We start from the raw sequence: 16,413 nt of genomic DNA, 5'->3' as shown, positions 1-16,413 counted from the left end.
CCATCCGCGTCACGATCCGTAAACCGCGACCCCGTCCAGCGCCCCGCCGCGCCTCAGCGCCGCCGGTGAAGGGGCTTCTACGGATACCTCACGACACCCGCAAGTGCTTTTTTGCAGATTGGTGACAATAATTGCTCCGGCCATCCAAACTGGCCCGCACCCGCCCTCCTCCGCGCCCCTCCCCTGCCCTGCTCATCTTGAAGAAACGTTGGATATCAGCACCCTGACACGCCCAGATCCGTCTGTCCGCGTCACGGGCAGCGCAGCTGCAACGGCCGGGGCAGTTGCTGCGCAGGGCGTGGCGGGCGCAGCATGAAGGACAATCGGGAAGGGGAATCGCAGCGCCCGAAAGACTCGGCTCGATCGGACCGCCGGCAGCGGGGCCGCCGCGGCCAATGGCGTCCGGGCGTGCGGCGCGTCATGTGATGGGGGGGCGGTCTCGATCCGGCTCCGCATGCCCCGGTCCGGGTCGGCGGCAGGAGGGAGAGTGGGGGGCGCTCTGCCCCGGCCGGATCACCGGCGGGGCAGACGCGTATCATGTCCTGTCACAAAGCCCGGCAGATCGGCCCGTCAGGCCGAAAGCTTCGCCATCACCTCGTCCGAGATCTCGAAATTGGCGGTGACGGTCTGCACGTCGTCGTCATCTTCCAGCGCCTCGATCAGCTTCATCAGCTTCTCGGCATCCTCCAGCCCCAGCTCGGTCGTGGTCGTGGGCCGCCACACCAGCTTGGTCGAGGTCGACTCGCCCAGTTCCCCCTCCAGCGCGGACGACACCTCGCCGAGGTCGGTGTCCGCGCACCAGATCACGTGGCTGCCCGGATCCTCGTCGCCGTCACCGGCGTTGGTCTCGACATCCTCGGCCCCGGCCTCGATCGCGGCCATCATCACCGTGTCGCTGTCGCCCACTGCAAGCGGGTAGACCACCTGCCCCTTGCGTTCGAACATGAAGGCGACCGAGCCCGTCTCGCCCAGGTTGCCGCCATGCTTGCCGAAGGTCGACCGCACGGTCGAGGCGGTGCGGTTGCGGTTGTCGGTCATCGCCTCGACGATCACGGCGACCCCGTTCGGCCCGTAGCCCTCGTAGCGGATTTCCTCGTAATTCTCGCCCTCGCCGCCGATCGCCTTCTTGATCGCGCGCTCGATCACGTCCTTGGGGACCGAGTTGGACTTGGCTTCCTTCACCGCAAGCCGCAGCCGCGGGTTCTTGTCGGGGTCGGGGTCGCCCATCTTGGCGGCGACGGTGATCTCCTTCGCCATCTTGGAAAACAGCTTGGCGCGGATCTTGTCCTGGCGCCCCTTGCGGTGCTGGATATTCGCCCATTTGGAATGGCCGGCCATGGGTCCCTCGACGTGTGATGTCCTGATCGGGCGCTCCATAGCGCATGCGGCGGGGCATGGGCAAGCGGGCCGGGTTTCGCCGCGCCGCCATCGCCCCTATGGTCAAACCATGACACAGGAGCAGATCACGCTTTTCGCGCTGTTCGGCACGGTCTTCGCCCTGCTGCTCTGGGGGCGGGTGCGCTATGACCTCGTGGCCTTCTCGGCCCTGCTGGCCGGGGTGGTGCTGGGTGTCGTGCCCGCCTCCGAGGCCTTCTCGGGCTTCGGCCACCCGGCCACGCTGGTCGTGGCGCTGGTGCTGATCGTTTCGGCGGGGCTCGTGCGATCGGGGGCGGTGCATCTCGTCACCCGCACGCTGATCGACAGCGCCCGCGGTCTCGGCACGCATATCGCCATCATGGGCGGCGTCGGCGGCGTGCTCTCGGCCTTCATGAACAATGTCGCGGCGCTGGCGCTGCTGATGCCCGTCGACATCGCCACCGCGCGCAAGGCGCGGCGCAGCCCCGGCCTGTCGCTGATGCCGCTCTCCTTCGCCACCATCCTGGGCGGGATGATCACGCTGATCGGCACGCCGCCCAACATCATCGTCGCCACGATCCGCGAGGATGCGCTCGGCGCGCCTTTCGCCATGTTCGACTTCACCCCCGTGGGTCTCGTCGCGGCGGCTGCGGGCATCGCCTTCGTCGCCCTGGTCGGCTGGCGGCTGATCCCCGACCGCGACAGCGGGCTGGCGGCGGACGGGATCAAGTCCATCGCCCCCTATATCGCCGAACTGGCCGTGCCCGCCGATCACAAGCTGGTCGGCACCGCGCTGCGCGACCTGCTGGACCCCGCGGAGGAGGCCGGCGTCTCGCTGCTCGGCATCACCCGCGAGGGGCAAGGCCGCCTCGGCGCGCGCAAGAGCCTGAAGATCGCCGCGCGCGACATCCTCGTGGTCGAGGCCGAGCCCGAGGCGCTGGACGAGTTCCGCTCGACCCTCGGCCTGAAGATGCTGGAAGACGGCAGCCCGGCCGCCGATGCGCTCGCCGACAGCGCCGCGCTGCTCGAGGTCGCCATCCCCGAGGGCGCGCGCATCGCGGGCCGCTCGGCGCAGGCCATCGGGCTGGGCTGGCGCAAGTCCAGCGTCATCGTGGGGCTGTCGCGCAAGGGCCGCCGCATCACCCGGCGGCTGCGCCGCGAGGTGGTGCAGCCGGGCGACATCCTGCTGATCCTCGCGCCCGCCGACAGCGCCGAGGAGGTGGCCGAGTGGATCGGCGGCCTGACCCTGGCCGACCGCGGCCTCGCCGTCACGCAGGACCACAAGACATGGGGCGCCATCGCGCTGTTCGCGGGCGCGGTCGCGCTGGCCTCGGCCGGGCTGCTGGATCTGCCCGTCGCGCTGGGGCTGGTGGTGGTGGGCTACGCACTGGCGCGCATCCTGCCGCTGTCCGAGATCTACGACCATGTCGCGTGGCCGGTGATCGTGCTGCTGGGCTCGATGATCCCGCTGGGGGCGGCGCTGGACAGCTCGGGCGGCACCGCGCTGATCGCGGGGGCGCTGGTCGCGCTGACCGAGGGGCTGCCGGTCTGGGCCACGCTGACGATCCTCATGGTCGTGACCATGACGCTCTCGGACGTGATCAACAACAACGCCACCGCCATCGTCGCCGCCCCCGTGGGCATCGCCATCGCCCAAAGTCTCGGCGTCTCGCCCGACCCGTTCCTCATGGCGGTCGCCATCGCGGCCTCGGCGGCCTTTCTCACGCCCATCGGGCACCAGAACAACACGCTCATCCTCGGCCCCGGCGGCTACCGCTTCGGCGATTACTGGCGCATGGGGCTGCCGCTCGAGATCCTCATCGTCGCCGTCTCGGTGCCGATGCTGCTGATCGTCTGGCCGCTCTGAGCGGACGGGCACACGGCACAGCCTGCTCGGGACACCCCGCGCCGCGAAAAGGTTTGCCCGCAGGGCGCGCTTGGGCCATCGTCCGCCCGAGACGGCAAGCCGGGCGGCGCTGCCACCGCTCCGGCCGGGCGACGCTCCCAGACGCGCGCAAGCCCAAGGGGCGGGACAGCCTTGCGCCCGCAACGCCACCAGCCCTTGAACCGGATCGAGCCCGCCATGTCCTTTCGCCTCAAAGACCTGTTCCCCAAGACCTGGAAACGCGCCGTCGCCGAGCGCAAGCGCACCCGCCCGCAGGCCGCGCTCAAGCGCATCGCCTCGCGCGGGGTCGAGATCGGCACCCTGATCGACGTCGGCGCGTCGGACGGGCGCTGGTCCGCCGAGGCGCGGCATTACCTCGGGGCCGGGAATTACCTGCTGGTCGAGGCGAACGAGGGTCACCGCGAGGCGCTGGTCGCCTATTGCGCAGCCCACCCCGACACGCAGTTCGAGATCGCGGCCGCCACCGACAGGACCGGCACGATCCGCTTCGACGGCCGCGACCCGTTCGGCGGCAAGGCCGCCCCCGATGACGCCGCGGGCGCGCTCGAGGTGCCCGCGGTGGCCCTCGACGAGCTTGTCGCGGACCGCGGTCTGCCCGGCCCCTACTGCCTGAAACTGGACACCCACGGGCACGAGGTGCCGATCCTCGACGGCGCGGCCGACATCCTGTCCAAGGCCACGCTGGTGATCATCGAAACCTACATGTTCCGCATCGCCTCCGAGGCGCTCCTGTTCGACGAGATGGTCGCCCTGATGCGCGAACGGGGCTTCGGCGTCGCCGATTTCTCCGATCCGATGTGGCGGCCCGGCGACAAGTGCCTGTGGCAGGTCGACCTCTACTTCCTGCCCCTGACGCACAAGGTGTTCGAGAAACCGGTCTATTTCTGAGGCCCGCACCCCCTGCCCCGCGCTGCACCCCAGCCGCACCCCGGCCGCCCCCATCCGCGCCGCTGGCGCGATCTGCCGCGCTTCCCCTTTGCCGACCAATCGGCTACCGATCCGGGCCATGAACCTGAGCGTCACCGACCTCGCCTGCGCCCGCGGGCCTGCGCAGATCCTGTCCGGCGTGACCTTCTCGGTCGCCGCGGGCCGCGCGCTGATCCTGCGGGGCCCCAACGGGGCGGGCAAGACGACGCTCCTGCGCACGCTCGCGGGCCTGACCCCGCCGCTGGCCGGCCGCATCGAGGCCGAGCCCGAGTCCATCGCCTATGCCGCCCATGCCGACGGTCTGAAAGCCGCCCTCACCGTCGAGGAGAACCTGGCGTTCTGGGCCTCGGTCTTCGGCACCCGTGACCCTGCCCCGGCGATCGAGGCCTTCCACCTCGCGCCCCTCCTGCAGCGCCGGGCGGGCGAGATGTCGGCGGGCCAGAAACGCCGCCTGTCGCTGGCGCGGCTGCTGGTCACCGGTCGGCCCGTCTGGTGCCTCGATGAGCCCACCGTTTCGCTCGACACCGAGAATGTCGCCCGCTTCGCGGCGGCGGTGAAGGCGCACCTGGCCCGCGGCGGCAGCGCGGTCATCGCCACCCACATCGACCTCGGCCTGCCCGAGGCCGAAACGCTCGACATCACCCCCTTCGTCGCCAAGCGCATCGCGGCCTCGGACCCGTTCGGCGACAGCTTCGCCGAGGGGGCCGCATGATCGGCCTTCTGAAACGCGACCTGACCCTTGCGATCCGCGCGGGCGGCGGCTTCGGCCTGTCGCTGGCCTTCTTCCTGATCTTCACCACGCTGGTGCCCTTCGGCGTCGGCCCGCAAACGCAGATCTTGGCCGAGATCGCGCCGGGCATCCTGTGGCTCGGCGCGCTTCTGGCGTGCCTGCTGTCGCTCGACCGCATCTTCCAGCTCGACTGGGAGGACGGAACCCTCGACCTCGTCGCCACCTCGCCCGTGCCGCTCGAGGGGCTGGCCGCGATGAAGGCGCTGGCCCACTGGATCACCACCGGCCTGCCGCTGGTGGCGGCCGCGCCGGTGCTCGGCCTGCTGCTCAACCTGCCCGGCGCAGCCTATCCCTGGCTTGTCGCCTCGCTCGCACTCGGCACGCCCGCGCTGTCGGCCATCGGCACCTTCGGCGCGGCGCTGACGGTGGGGATCAAGCGCGGCGGTCTCCTGCTGTCGCTGCTGGTGCTGCCGCTCTACATGCCCACGCTGATCTTCGGCGCGCTCTGCGTCAGCCGCGCCACCGAGGGGCAGGACGCGGCCACGCCGCTCGTGCTGGTCGCGGGCATCACCGCGGGGTCCCTCGCGCTTCTGCCCTTCGCCGCCGCCGCCGCCCTCCGCGTCAATCTGCGCTAGGCCCGCGCCCGACTGCCCCATTGTGAGCGCCAACATCCCCTTCTAAGTTCCCGCCATGTCATCGCTCTGGGAATATGCCAATCCGCGGAAATTCATGGCGACCTCCGCCTTTCTCCTGCCCTGGACGGCGGGGATCGCGGCGCTGTGCCTTGTCACGGGCCTTGTCTGGGGGTTCTTCTTCACCCCCGACGATTTCCGCCAGGGGTCCACGGTCAAGATCATCTACGTCCACGTGCCGGCCGCGATCATGGCGGTGAACGCGTGGTTCATGATGCTGGTCACCTCGATCATCTGGGTGATCCGCCGCCACCATGTCTCGGTGCTTGCCGCCAAGGCGGCCGCGCCCGTGGGCGTGGTCTTCACCGTCATCGCGCTGGCCACCGGCGCGCTCTGGGGGCAGCCGATGTGGGGCACCTGGTGGGAATGGGACCCGCGGCTGACCTCCTTCCTGATCCTGTTCCTGTTCTACCTCGGCTACATGGCGCTGTGGGAGGCGATCGAGAACCCGGATTCGGCGGCCGATCTCACCTCGGTCCTCTGCCTCGTCGGTTCGGTCTTCGCGGTGATCTCGCGCTATGCGCTCCTGTTCTGGAACCAGGGGCTGCACCAGGGCGCGACCCTGTCGCTCGACGCCGAGCAGAACATCTCGAATGTCTACTGGTATCCGCTCGTCATCACGCTGGCGGGTTTCGGGTTCCTGTTCATCGCGCTGGTGCTCTACCGCACCCGGACCGAGATCCGCGCCCGCCGCCTCAAGGCGCTGATCGCGCAGGAAAGGATGGCCTGAGCATGATGCCCGATCTCGGAACCTACGCGGTGCCGGTGCTGTCCTCCTATGCCGTGTCTCTCGGCCTTTTGATCGCCGTGGTCGCGGCCTCGATCTGGAAGGCGCGCCGCGTCCGCGCGCGCCTGGAAGAGGTCGAGACGCGCCGGGGGCGCAGCTGATGAAATTCAACTGGCTCATGGTGATCCCGCTGGCCCTGACCGTGGGCTTTTTCGGCGTCGCCGCCTACCAGCTGTCGAACAACCAGAACGCCCTGCAACAGGGCGTCGACACCCAGGCCCTGCCCTCGGCCCAGCAGGGGCGCGCCGCGCCCGACCTGTCCTTGCAGCCACTGGCCGACACCGCGCTGCTGACGCGCGCCGATCTCGAGGGCAACGGGCTCGTCGTCGTGAACTTCTTCGCCAGCTGGTGCCCGCCCTGCCGGGCCGAGCATCCGACGCTGACCGCCATGGCCGAGGCGGGCGTTCCGCTCTACGGCGTGAACTACCGCGACCGCATCGACCAGGCGCTGAGCTTTCTCGGCGAGCTGGGCAACCCCTACGACCGCATCGGCCGCGACGAGCAGGCGCGCAACGGCGCGGATTGGGGCGTGGTGGCGATGCCGGAGACCTTCTTCATCGACGACACCGGCACGGTGGTCCTGCATTTCCGCGGGCCCGTGACCGAACGAGCCGTGCGGAACCAGATCCGCCCGGCCCTGGCGGAGGCGGGGCACGATCTGCCGCTCCTGCCGGGCGAGGCGGCAGGGACGAACTGAGCGGCCACCGCCGGGCGGGATGCGCCAGAGCCTGACACCCAGGCCGCGGCACAGACCACGGGAACCGGCCCGCGACCTCTGCGCCAGGCCGGGCCATCGCTGCGGGCGCATCCACAATACGCATCCGGGCCTCACGGCCACACCCCTGACGCGCATCACCTGACCGCGAAGGACCGCGACGCTTCCTGACGCAGCGCGCAGAGACTTCGCACAGTGGCTTCGCGCAGAGACTTCACACAGTGGCTTCGCACAATGACTTCACACAGTGGCTTCGCGCAGTGGCTTCGCGCAGAGACTTCACACAGTGACTTCGCGCAGCAGCACCGCGCAGGCACATCGCGCCGTCCCGCGGGAGCCAGGCTCCCTGCTCTTTTCACGGCACAGCATGCCCCGGCCCAGCGCCAGATACGGGGTGCTGCACCGGGCCCACCCGCTACGGGGCGCGGCACCGGCCCCATGCGCAAGGCCTCGACCTGCCGGGACCACCCGGCCTGACCCGCGCGCGCAAGGCCCTTGCAAGGGCCTTGTCCAGAGCCTTGCAAGGCTCTGCTCACGCCCTTGCAAGGGCGTGCGCAAACCTCTTGCAAGAGGTTTGCCCGGCCGCGCGCCCCGGCGCATGCGCGCCTCAGTAGATATACCTGATCTGGTCCGACCAGAACCGCTCGATCCGCCGCAGCGAGTGGTTCACCCGGTCCAGCCCGTCGGTGTTCAGCACGCCCTGCGTCTCCAGCCCGGCGGCGTGGCGCGCGAACAGGGCCGCGACCGTGTCGCGGACGTGGCGGCCCTTGCCGGTCAGCCGAACCCGGACCGAGCGGCGGTCGATCTCGCAGCGCTGGTGGTGCATGTAGCCGGTCTCGACCAGCTTCTTGAGATTGTAGGAGACATTCGAGCCCTGATAGTAGCCGCGCGATTTCAGCTCGCCCGCCGTCACCTCGTTCTCGCCGATGTTGAACAGCATCAGCGCCTGCACCGCGTTGATGTCGAGGATGTTCAACCGCTCGAATTCATCCTTGATCACGTCGAGCAGAAGCCGGTGCAGCCGCTCCACCATCGACAGGCTGTCGAGATACCCGGCCAGGAAACCGGGCCGGGTCGTCGCGTCGGGGGCGTGCATGCTCATCATCTGCTCCGCATCTTGGGGTGGCGACACCCTCAATGACCCGGATTCGCAAAGATCGGGTTAACGCGGCAGCCCGTCAGCCCAAGGCCGTCAGCGGCCCACCTCGTGCCCCTTCAGCTCCTCCTGCAGCAGCCCGACGAAGGGGCGCAGCCCCTCGGGCGCCTCGGCCTGCCCGGACACCCATTGGTAGAGGTCGTGGTCGGCCTCGGCCAGCACGGTCTCGAAAGCGTCGAGCGTGGCGTCATCCGCATCGGCAAGGTTCCGGTCCGCCCAGCCGCCCAGGATCAGGTCCATCTCCTTGATCCCGCGGTGCCAGGCCCGCATCCGCATCCGTTTCAGCCGGGTCTCGCGCGTCTCCATGCCGGTCATACCCCCTGGCTCAGCGCAAGGCGCAGCCGCTTTTCCAGCCGCCCCATCCGTTCGGACATGCGCGCCTGGTCGACCTTGATCCGCCGCAGCTCCTTGAGCAGCTCGGCCAGGTCCTCGGACAGTTCCGTCCGGTCCTCGGGTCCGTCCAGCCCGTCGCCCGCCCCCGACAGAAGCCACATGATCGACACGCCCAGCATGCCCGCCAGCATCTGCAGCTTGTTGGCCCGCGGCTCGGACTGGTCGTTTTCCCAGGCCCGGATCGTCTTGACCTTGACCCCCAGCCGCCGCGCCAGTTCCGCCTGGCTGAAGCCGCTGGCCTCGCGCGCGCCGGTCATCCGGTCGCCGAAGGTGGTCGCCTCCGGATCGTACCAGCCCGGTCCCTCGTTCACATCTGCGTCCATCGTTCCATCCTCTCCCGGCTTGATCGCGCCGTGGCCGCATCCTAATGGTGGGCCGATCTCATCGTCACCGGACACCATGACGCGCTGTCCGGCCCAAACCGGAGCGACCCGATGCCCTTCCTTTCCGACACGCTCTCCCGCGTGAAGCCCTCGCCCACCATCGCCGTCTCGAACCTCGCGGCCGAGCTCAAGGCGCAGGGCAAGGATGTCATCGGCCTCGGCGCGGGCGAGCCCGACTTCGACACGCCGCAGAACATCAAGGATGCCGCCAAGGCCGCGATCGACGCGGGCAAGACCAAGTATACCGCCGTCGACGGCATCCCCGAACTGAAACAGGCGATCTGCGCCAAGCTCCAGCGCGACAACGGCCTTGCCTACACGCCCGCGCAGGTCTCGGTCGGCACCGGCGGCAAGCAGATCCTGTATAACGCCCTGATGGCCACCCTCAACCCCGGCGACGAGGTGATCATCCCCGCGCCCTACTGGGTCAGCTATCCCGACATGGTGCTTCTCGCGGGCGGCGAGCCCGTCTTCGTCGAAGGGCCGAGCCAGAACGGCTACAAGATCACCCCCGCCGATCTGGAGGCCGCGATCACGCCGAAGACCAAGTGGTTCATTTTCAACTCGCCCTCCAACCCCACCGGCGCGGGCTACACCGCGGACGAGCTGAAGGGCCTGACCGATGTCCTGATGCGTCACCCGCATGTCTGGGTGATGACCGACGACATGTATGAACACCTCGTCTACGACGATTACGTCTTCGCCACTCCCGCGCAGGTCGAGCCGGGCCTTTACGACCGCACGCTCACCTGCAACGGCGTGTCCAAGGCCTATGCCATGACCGGCTGGCGCATCGGCTATGCCGCGGGCCCGGAAGAGCTGATCAAGGCGATGCGCAAGATCCAGTCGCAATCGACCTCGAACCCCTGTTCGGTCAGCCAATGGGCCGCGGTCGAGGCGCTGAACGGCCCGCAGGATTACATCGCCACCAACAACGAGATGTTCAAACGCCGCCGCGACCTTGTGGTGGGGATGCTGTCCGAGATCGAGGGCGTGACCTGCCCGGTCCCCGAAGGCGCCTTCTACGTCTATCCCACGATCACCGGGCTGATCGGCAAGACCACGCCGTCGGGCGTTGTGATCGACACCGACGAGACCTTCGCCAAGGCGCTGCTCGAGGATACGGGCGTCGCGGTGGTCTTCGGCGGGGCCTTCGGCCTCTCGCCCGCCTTCCGCATCAGCTACGCCACCTCGGACGAGAACCTGCGCGAGGCCTGCACCCGCATCCAGCGGTTCTGCGCCGCCCTCAGCTGAGCAAACGACCCCAACCGCCGGGCCTCGAGGCCCGGCCGAGGCCGCGGGCGCCCCCCCGAAGACAAAAGGGGGGTGCGTCCGCCGCTGCGTTCTCGGGCCGCTGCACGTTCGGGCCGCTGTGCCGTGCGCGGCCGCCCGATCCCTCTCGGTCCCTCTCGGTCCCTCTCGGTCCCTCTCGGTCCCTCCGGTCCAACGGCGCGGTCGCCGCTTCGCTCCGGCACCGCGCGCGGAATTGACAAGCCCTCACCGCCACCTAAGGTCCACTCTCGTCGACGGGAGGAGTCGACTGGGAGGAAAGACATCATGAACAGGATCAAGGCCGCCCTTGCGGGCGCTTTTGTTGTCGTGTGTAGCGGGGCCGTCGCGCAGGCCGAGACCGCCGCTCAGGCGGGAGACGTGGACGCGGGCGCAAGCCGCTACGCGATGAATTGCGTGAACTGCCACGGCAATGCCGGGCAAGGCATGGCGAGTTTTCCGGGCATCCAGGGCCGCGACGCGGCCTATATCACCGAAAAGCTCGAGACCTACCGCGCGCGCGAGATGGTGGGGCCCAACTCGGCGATCATGATGTCTCTCGCCGCTGATCTGTCCGACGCGGACATCGCCAATCTCGCCGCCTATATCGAGGCGCGCTTCAACTGATTTCCGCAGGATTGCGGTCCGAAAGCTCCCCGGCAAAGCCTCTGCCGGGGGGCTCTTTCGGTGTGTCCGAAAGGGTGCAGCCGCCGCTCGCCCGTCACCCCGGAAAAGCAGCACCCAACAATAATTTCACCCCTTGCTCGGCGAATTTTTCGAACTATCGTTCGGTGCATGCGCGGCAAAACCGCGCATATTACGCAAGGGAGGAAAGCGTGATGAAGACCACTTTCGGCGGGGCCCTGTCCCGCGCCGGCGCAATCGGCGTGGCCGCATTGCTGCTGGGCACCACGGCAAGCGCGAACACGAATGCCACGTCCATGCGGGCCGATACGATCCTGACCGGGCTGCAAAGCCCCTGGGACATGGCGATCCACGAAACCGGCACCATGTTCTTCACCGAGAAATGCCACGGCCTGTCCGTGCGCATGCCCACCGGCGAGGTCAATCACCTGCTCGGCATGACCGGAACCGAAGGCTACGCCAGCACCGCCGATGACCTGTTCTGCGAAGGCCAGGCCGGGATGCAGGGCGTGGTGCTCGACCCGAATTTCGACGAGAACCGCCTGATCTACGTCTACTCGACCTCGAGCATGACCGCACCGGGCACCAACCGCGTGCTGCGCATGGTGGTGAACGAGGATTTCACCGCCGTCTCGGATCGCACCGACATCGTGACCGACATCCCCTACAAGCCCGAGGCCAGCGACCAGCCCTTCGGCGGCCCCGGCGCCCATAACGGCGGCCGTATCCGCTTCGGGCCCGAGGGCTTCCTCTGGGTCACGACAGGCGACACCCATGGCGGAACCGTGCCGCAAAGCGGGACCGCGCTGGGGGGCAAGGTGCTGCGCATCGACACCGACGGCAACGCGCATCCCGAGAACGCCCCGCCCGAGGGCTTCGACAGCCGCATCTACACCTACGGCCACCGCAACGTGCAGGGCATCGCCTTCGACCCCGACACCGGTGCGGCGGTGATCGCCGAGCATGGCCCCTGGCACTCGGACGAGATCACGGTGCTGGTGAACGGCGGCAACGGCGGCTGGGACCCGGCGCCGAACACCGCGGGCCGCGGCGATTGCCCCTCCAACTATTGCGGCTATGAACCGCTGCAGTTCGAGGGCATGGACCGTTACGAGCGCCGCGCCTACATGCCGATGACCGACACCCGCTTCGAGGATGTCATGATGCCGGTGTGGGACAACAACGGCTGGTCGCAGGGCACCGGTTCGGCGGCCTTCCTTCAGGGCAGCCAGTGGGGCTCCTGGGATGGCGCGATGGTCGTGGGCATCATGGGCATCGGCTTTGGCGGCACGCCGATCGGCCAGCGCATCGACGTGATCGAGTTCAACGACGACCTCTCGGCCGTCGTCGATGTCACCGAGATGACCCTGCCGATCCCCTCGGGCCGCTTCCGCTCGGTCGTGACCGGCCCTGACGGCGCGCTCTACGTCGCGCAGGACGCAGGCACGATCCACCGCCTCGAGCCCTGATCGGATACCGGGCTGCGCTGCTCTCGCGGGCGGCGCAGCCCACCCCGGCCCCGCGGCCCGATCACCGCCCGCCGCCGCCCCATTCCCCCCAACCCCGCCGCCCCACACCGCGCGCCCGTGCGACGCCTGCACCCTATACAAAGGGCCCCAACAGGCTTATGGCCGGGGCTTCCCTTCCTTCCAGGTGATGCATGCAGGATTTCTCGGGCCTCCCCGACACGCTTTCGAGGGCGCTGGCCGCCAAGGGCTACAGCGCCCCCACGCCGGTCCAACAGGCGGTGACCGCGCCCGATCTCGCCGGTCTCGACCTGCTGGTCTCGGCGCAGACCGGCTCGGGCAAGACCGTCGGCTTCGCGCTGGCGCTCGCCGCCGACCTGCTCGACGCCGAAGGCCGCTTCGACCGCCCCGCGACGCCCCTCGCCCTCGTCATCGCGCCCACGCGCGAGCTGGCCATGCAGGTCCAGCGCGAGTTCGACTGGCTGTTTGCCGAAGCGGGCATCGTCACCGCCTCCGCCGTAGGCGGCATGGACACCCGCACCGAGCGCCGCGCGCTCGAGCGGGGCGCGCATGTCGTCGTCGCCACGCCGGGCCGCTTGCGCGACCATGTCGGGCGCGGGGTGATCGACCTGTCCGATCTCAAGGCCGTCGTCCTCGACGAGGCCGACGAGATGCTCGACATGGGCTTTGCCGAAGACCTCGAGTTCATCCTCGACCACACGCCCGCGGAGCGCCGGACGCTGCTCTTCTCGGCCACCGTGCCGCGCGGCATCGCCAAGCTCGCCCAGACCTACCAGAAGCCCGACACCCGCCGGATCGAGGTCGGCGACAAGGACAGCCAACACAGCGACATCGCCTACGTGGCGCTGACCGTCGCGCCCTCGGACATCGAGAAGGCGATCATCAACCTTCTGCGCTACCACGACCCGCAGACCGCGATCATCTTCGCCAACACCCGCGCGATGGTGGCCCGCCTCGTGGCCAAGTTCTCGAACCGGAATTTCTCGGTCGTCGCCCTTTCGGGGGAACTCAGCCAGACCGAGCGCACCCATGCCCTGCAGGCGCTGCGCGACGGTCGGGCCAAGGTCTGCATCGCCACCGACGTGGCCGCCCGCGGCATCGACCTTCCGGGGCTGGAGCTGGTGATCCACGCCGATCTGCCCACGAATTCCGAGTCGCTCCTGCACCGCTCGGGCCGGACGGGGCGCGCGGGGCGCAAGGGCACCTCGGTCCTGATCGTGCCCGCCCGCCAGCGGTCCAAGGCGCAGCGCCTGCTGAAATTCGCCAATCTCGAGGCCGAATGGGGCACGCCCCCCTCCGCTGACGAGGTGCTCGCCCGCGACGAGGAACGCCTGATGACCGATCCCGCATGGGACCGGCCCCTCGCCCCCGAGGAACAGGCCTTCGCCGAGCGCCTGATGCAGGCCCAGCCGCCCGAGAAGATCGCCGCCGCCTACCTGCGCCTCTACCGCGAGCGCAACTCGGCCCCCGAAATCCTCGGCGAGGCCCCCGAGCCCGGCGCGCGCAAACCGCGCGAGGCTGCAAGCTTCGGGCCGAGCACGTGGTTCTCCCTCTCGCTCGGGCGCAAGGACCGGGCCGAGCCGCGCTGGCTCCTGCCGATGCTCTGCCGCAACGCGGGGCTGTCCAAGGACGCCATCGGCGCGATCCGCGTGCAATACCAGGAAACCTTCATCGAACTGCTGTCCGAGGCCGTTCCCGCGATGAAGGCCGAACTGGGCGACGCGCTGGAGCTGGAACAGGGCGCGCGCCTGACCGAACTGCCCGGCGCGCCCGACCTCGACGCCTCGCCCAAGGGCCCGCCGCCCGCGCCACGTGCACCGAGCAAGCCCCATGCAAGGGACGCACAGGCCCCTGCCGAGGCTCCGGCCCCCGCCCCACGCGAGGAACACGCCGACCGCGCCGCGGATGCGCCCCGCGCGCAGACGCCCGACACAGCCTCCGAAACGGCACCGAAGCACGACAAGCCCGCACGCCCGAAGGGCGCGGGCCAGACATGGGACCGGGCAAAGGACCGCGATGGGCGCAGCCCGGACACGCGGTGGGACAAGGACAAAGGCAAGGGCAAGGGCAACGACAAGGGCCGTGACCGCGGCCACCCCGGCACCGGGTCCGGCCCGCATGGCAAACCGCGCTTCGACGCCGCCGACCCCTCGAGACCCGCAGGCCCCGGCCGCAAGCCCGGAAAGCCCGGAAAGCCGTCCTACGGAGAGGCCAAGGGCAAGTTTCGGGCCGACGGCGACAAGCGCCCCGCTGGCAAACCCGCCTCCCCTGCCCCCGAGGGCAAGCCACGCAACGCCGCCCTCGATCCGTCCCAACCCATCGGGCCGGGTCGAAAGCAAGGCAAGCCCGGAAAGCCTTCCGCCGGGCGCAAGCCGGGCGGCGCACCGGCACGGGGCAAACCACGCGGGCCCGAGGCGCGCCCGACGCGCAAGCCCCCGCCGAAACGCTGACCACGGCGCGCCCGCGCCGAAAGCGGCGGGCGCGACCTTCACCCTTCCTTAACCCCGCCGCGCTATACCCCTGCCCCGTGGCCACATCACGAGGACGGTTCGCGCGGTGAGCGACTGGCCGGATGCCCCTTGCGGGCATTGGCACAAGCCTCCGCATCAGACCGCCGGCTTCTCCGGGATTGGCACCCCGGGGCACCAGAACCGCTCCGCCTTGACGAAGAGGCGGCGCCGTCTCACCCCTTGCCTGTGCTCATTGCACCTGCGCCTTGAACAGCAAGACCCCGGACATGCCGGGACATCGGGGCCGAATACCGGGCCCGACAGAACGGCCCGGTCCCCGAACCGCCAGCCGCCCGAGCGCTCCCCCCGCGGCGCAGGCGGCCCCCGATCCCACCGGGCCGCCCGACGCTGCCCGGCTTGTGCAAGCAGCCCCGCCGCATCCTCATGCGGGCGATGGAAAACCCCCGCAAGACAGGCACAAGACAGACCCGGCCCGGCAGCCGCCTTCGGTCCGTCCCTCGCCACGCCCGGCGCGTCCGGCTGCCGCGGCGCGGGACCGCGGATCAAGGCCGACCGAGAGCAAGGCCGACGGGCGGCCGGCTTGCGTCGCCCCGCCGCCTGCGCCAGTCTCGCCCATGCCCGACGCCCCGCGACAGCCCATGCCCCGAGAAACCGCCCAAGCCGCCTTCTGGAACCGCGTCGCACGCGGCTACGCGGCCATGCCGATGCGCAACCCCGAGGCCTGGGAAGAGACGCTCGCCCGCGTCACCGCCCAGCTGTCCCCCGGCGACCACGTCCTCGAACTGGGCTGCGGCACAGGCTCCACCGCGCTGCGCCTCGCGCCCCGCGTGGCGGCCTATACCGCCACCGACGACGCCGCCGAAATGGTCGCGCTGACAACCGCGCGCGGCGCGGACACCCACGGTCTGCACCCGCTGCACGCCCGCCCCGGCGACGGCTCCCTGCCCCCCGGCCCCTTCGACGCGGTGCTCGCCTTCAACCTGCTGCACCTGCTGCCCGACCTGCCCGCGGCCCTGGCCGAGGCGCATGCGCTGCTGAAGCCCGGCGGGCTTCTCATCACGAAAACCCCCTGCCTCGGAGGCCGCTACCGCGTCCTGTGGCCCCTGGTCGCCGCGCTGCGCCTGTTCGGCAAGGCCCCGCCGCTGCGCTTCCTCACGCCCCGCACCCTCGAGGGCGCGATCACCGCCGCGGGCTTCACCATCGAGGCCCGCGCCGACCTGCCCCGCAGGCCACCCTCGCGCTTTCTCGTCGCGCGCCGCAGCTGATCCTTCTCCGTTTCGCAAATATCCAGTCCGTTGGCGATGTGTCAGGATGATTGCGGGCGGGAGCTCGTAAATATCCTGATGCGAAGACATCGTCCCCAGGCCTGAGCCCCGCCCGCATTGATGTGTCCTGCACACTTGATTGGGACGGTTGCAGCCGATCCCGTGCGACTGGAACAGGGGTATCATGATGGAAAGTGTTTTCGGTGTCGATGTGGCGAAGGGGTGGATCGA

16 protein-coding genes are annotated in these 16,413 nt (G+C 69.6%); 12 read left to right on the top strand and 4 right to left on the bottom strand.

Annotated elements, in window-relative coordinates; translation table 11 throughout:
- Positions 1 to 570: 570 nt before the first annotated feature.
- Positions 571 to 1,338 (bottom strand): YebC/PmpR family DNA-binding transcriptional regulator, encoded by a 768-nt coding sequence (locus tag QQK83_RS16330; RefSeq protein ID WP_284266089.1) that lies wholly within the window; start codon positions 1,336 to 1,338, stop codon positions 571 to 573.
- 109 nt (positions 1,339 to 1,447) lie between these two features.
- Here QQK83_RS16330 and QQK83_RS16325 point away from each other — a divergent pair, with 109 nt between their 5' ends.
- From QQK83_RS16325 to QQK83_RS16295, 7 genes are all read left to right on the top strand, one after another.
- On the top strand, positions 1,448 to 3,223 hold the full coding sequence (locus QQK83_RS16325) for an SLC13 family permease (RefSeq protein ID WP_284266088.1): 1,776 nt from the start codon (positions 1,448 to 1,450) through the stop codon (positions 3,221 to 3,223).
- A 216-nt stretch (positions 3,224 to 3,439) separates the two neighbouring features.
- Positions 3,440 to 4,150, top strand: a complete 711-nt coding sequence (locus QQK83_RS16320; protein ID WP_284266087.1) for an FkbM family methyltransferase — start codon at positions 3,440 to 3,442, stop codon at positions 4,148 to 4,150.
- 118 nt (positions 4,151 to 4,268) lie between these two features.
- The gene (ccmA, locus tag QQK83_RS16315; protein ID WP_284266086.1) at positions 4,269 to 4,901 is read left to right on the top strand and encodes a heme ABC exporter ATP-binding protein CcmA; all 633 of its coding nucleotides are present in this window, start codon (positions 4,269 to 4,271) and stop codon (positions 4,899 to 4,901) included.
- Positions 4,898 to 5,554 (top strand): heme exporter protein CcmB, encoded by a 657-nt coding sequence (gene ccmB / locus QQK83_RS16310; protein WP_284266085.1) that lies wholly within the window; start codon positions 4,898 to 4,900, stop codon positions 5,552 to 5,554. The genes ccmA and ccmB overlap by 4 nt, the downstream gene beginning before the upstream one ends.
- Positions 5,555 to 5,609: 55 nt before the next feature.
- A complete protein-coding gene (locus QQK83_RS16305) occupies positions 5,610 to 6,341 on the top strand; it encodes a heme ABC transporter permease (protein WP_284266084.1) in 732 nt (243 codons plus the stop codon).
- A gap of 2 nt (positions 6,342 to 6,343) precedes the next feature.
- Positions 6,344 to 6,499: a heme exporter protein CcmD gene (ccmD, locus tag QQK83_RS16300; protein ID WP_284266083.1), complete on the top strand. Its 156-nt coding sequence runs from the start codon at positions 6,344 to 6,346 to the stop codon at positions 6,497 to 6,499.
- Complete coding sequence (locus QQK83_RS16295; RefSeq protein WP_284266082.1) at positions 6,499 to 7,095, top strand: DsbE family thiol:disulfide interchange protein; 597 nt, start codon at positions 6,499 to 6,501, stop codon at positions 7,093 to 7,095. The genes ccmD and QQK83_RS16295 overlap by 1 nt, the downstream gene beginning before the upstream one ends.
- A 625-nt stretch (positions 7,096 to 7,720) precedes the next feature.
- On the opposite strand, the gene QQK83_RS16290 is transcribed toward QQK83_RS16295, so the two are convergent.
- From QQK83_RS16290 to QQK83_RS16280, 3 genes are all read right to left on the bottom strand, one after another.
- Entirely contained in the window at positions 7,721 to 8,215 is a 495-nt protein-coding gene (locus QQK83_RS16290; protein WP_284266081.1) for a MarR family winged helix-turn-helix transcriptional regulator, read from the bottom strand.
- A gap of 90 nt (positions 8,216 to 8,305) precedes the next feature.
- On the bottom strand, positions 8,306 to 8,575 hold the full coding sequence (locus QQK83_RS16285; protein ID WP_417750364.1) for an FAD assembly factor SdhE: 270 nt from the start codon (positions 8,573 to 8,575) through the stop codon (positions 8,306 to 8,308).
- Positions 8,576 to 8,580: 5 nt separating this feature from the next.
- Positions 8,581 to 8,985, bottom strand: a complete 405-nt coding sequence (locus QQK83_RS16280; protein WP_284266079.1) for a helix-turn-helix domain-containing protein — start codon at positions 8,983 to 8,985, stop codon at positions 8,581 to 8,583.
- A 111-nt stretch (positions 8,986 to 9,096) separates the two neighbouring features.
- Between QQK83_RS16280 and QQK83_RS16275 the strand changes: the two genes are divergently transcribed.
- The 5 genes from QQK83_RS16275 to QQK83_RS16255 all read left to right on the top strand — a co-directional run bounded on the left by QQK83_RS16275 (position 9,097) and on the right by QQK83_RS16255 (position 16,182).
- Entirely contained in the window at positions 9,097 to 10,299 is a 1,203-nt protein-coding gene (locus QQK83_RS16275) for a pyridoxal phosphate-dependent aminotransferase (RefSeq protein WP_284266078.1), read from the top strand.
- A gap of 303 nt (positions 10,300 to 10,602) precedes the next feature.
- Positions 10,603 to 10,941 (top strand): c-type cytochrome, encoded by a 339-nt coding sequence (locus tag QQK83_RS16270; RefSeq protein ID WP_284266077.1) that lies wholly within the window; start codon positions 10,603 to 10,605, stop codon positions 10,939 to 10,941.
- 212 nt (positions 10,942 to 11,153) lie between these two features.
- A complete protein-coding gene (locus QQK83_RS16265; RefSeq protein ID WP_284266076.1) occupies positions 11,154 to 12,428 on the top strand; it encodes a PQQ-dependent sugar dehydrogenase in 1,275 nt (424 codons plus the stop codon).
- Between the two features lie 191 nt (positions 12,429 to 12,619).
- A complete protein-coding gene (locus tag QQK83_RS16260; protein WP_284266075.1) occupies positions 12,620 to 14,896 on the top strand; it encodes a DEAD/DEAH box helicase in 2,277 nt (758 codons plus the stop codon).
- 659 nt (positions 14,897 to 15,555) lie between these two features.
- Entirely contained in the window at positions 15,556 to 16,182 is a 627-nt protein-coding gene (locus QQK83_RS16255; protein ID WP_284266074.1) for a class I SAM-dependent methyltransferase, read from the top strand.
- Positions 16,183 to 16,413 lie beyond the last annotated feature (231 nt).

The sequence above is a fragment of the Roseicyclus amphidinii genome (assembly GCF_030163755.1).
GTDB lineage: Bacteria > Pseudomonadota > Alphaproteobacteria > Rhodobacterales > Rhodobacteraceae > Roseicyclus > Roseicyclus amphidinii.
This window is presented reverse-complemented; position numbering and strand designations above follow the sequence as displayed.

Excerpts from the sequence above, each read along its gene's own strand:
- QQK83_RS16330 (WP_284266089.1), bottom strand. The coding sequence starts at position 1,338 with ATGGCCGGCCATTCCAAATGGGCGAATATCCAGCACCGCAAGGGGCGC.
- QQK83_RS16325 (WP_284266088.1), top strand. The coding sequence starts at position 1,448 with ATGACACAGGAGCAGATCACGCTTTTCGCGCTGTTCGGCACGGTCTTC.
- QQK83_RS16320 (WP_284266087.1), top strand. The coding sequence starts at position 3,440 with ATGTCCTTTCGCCTCAAAGACCTGTTCCCCAAGACCTGGAAACGCGCC.
- ccmA (WP_284266086.1), top strand. The coding sequence starts at position 4,269 with ATGAACCTGAGCGTCACCGACCTCGCCTGCGCCCGCGGGCCTGCGCAG.
- ccmB (WP_284266085.1), top strand. The coding sequence starts at position 4,898 with ATGATCGGCCTTCTGAAACGCGACCTGACCCTTGCGATCCGCGCGGGC.
- QQK83_RS16305 (WP_284266084.1), top strand. The coding sequence starts at position 5,610 with ATGTCATCGCTCTGGGAATATGCCAATCCGCGGAAATTCATGGCGACC.
- ccmD (WP_284266083.1), top strand. The coding sequence starts at position 6,344 with ATGATGCCCGATCTCGGAACCTACGCGGTGCCGGTGCTGTCCTCCTAT.
- QQK83_RS16295 (WP_284266082.1), top strand. The coding sequence starts at position 6,499 with ATGAAATTCAACTGGCTCATGGTGATCCCGCTGGCCCTGACCGTGGGC.
- QQK83_RS16290 (WP_284266081.1), bottom strand. The coding sequence starts at position 8,215 with ATGAGCATGCACGCCCCCGACGCGACGACCCGGCCCGGTTTCCTGGCC.
- QQK83_RS16285 (WP_417750364.1), bottom strand. The coding sequence starts at position 8,575 with ATGGAGACGCGCGAGACCCGGCTGAAACGGATGCGGATGCGGGCCTGG.
- QQK83_RS16280 (WP_284266079.1), bottom strand. The coding sequence starts at position 8,985 with ATGGACGCAGATGTGAACGAGGGACCGGGCTGGTACGATCCGGAGGCG.
- QQK83_RS16275 (WP_284266078.1), top strand. The coding sequence starts at position 9,097 with ATGCCCTTCCTTTCCGACACGCTCTCCCGCGTGAAGCCCTCGCCCACC.
- QQK83_RS16270 (WP_284266077.1), top strand. The coding sequence starts at position 10,603 with ATGAACAGGATCAAGGCCGCCCTTGCGGGCGCTTTTGTTGTCGTGTGT.
- QQK83_RS16265 (WP_284266076.1), top strand. The coding sequence starts at position 11,154 with ATGAAGACCACTTTCGGCGGGGCCCTGTCCCGCGCCGGCGCAATCGGC.
- QQK83_RS16260 (WP_284266075.1), top strand. The coding sequence starts at position 12,620 with ATGCAGGATTTCTCGGGCCTCCCCGACACGCTTTCGAGGGCGCTGGCC.
- QQK83_RS16255 (WP_284266074.1), top strand. The coding sequence starts at position 15,556 with ATGCCCCGAGAAACCGCCCAAGCCGCCTTCTGGAACCGCGTCGCACGC.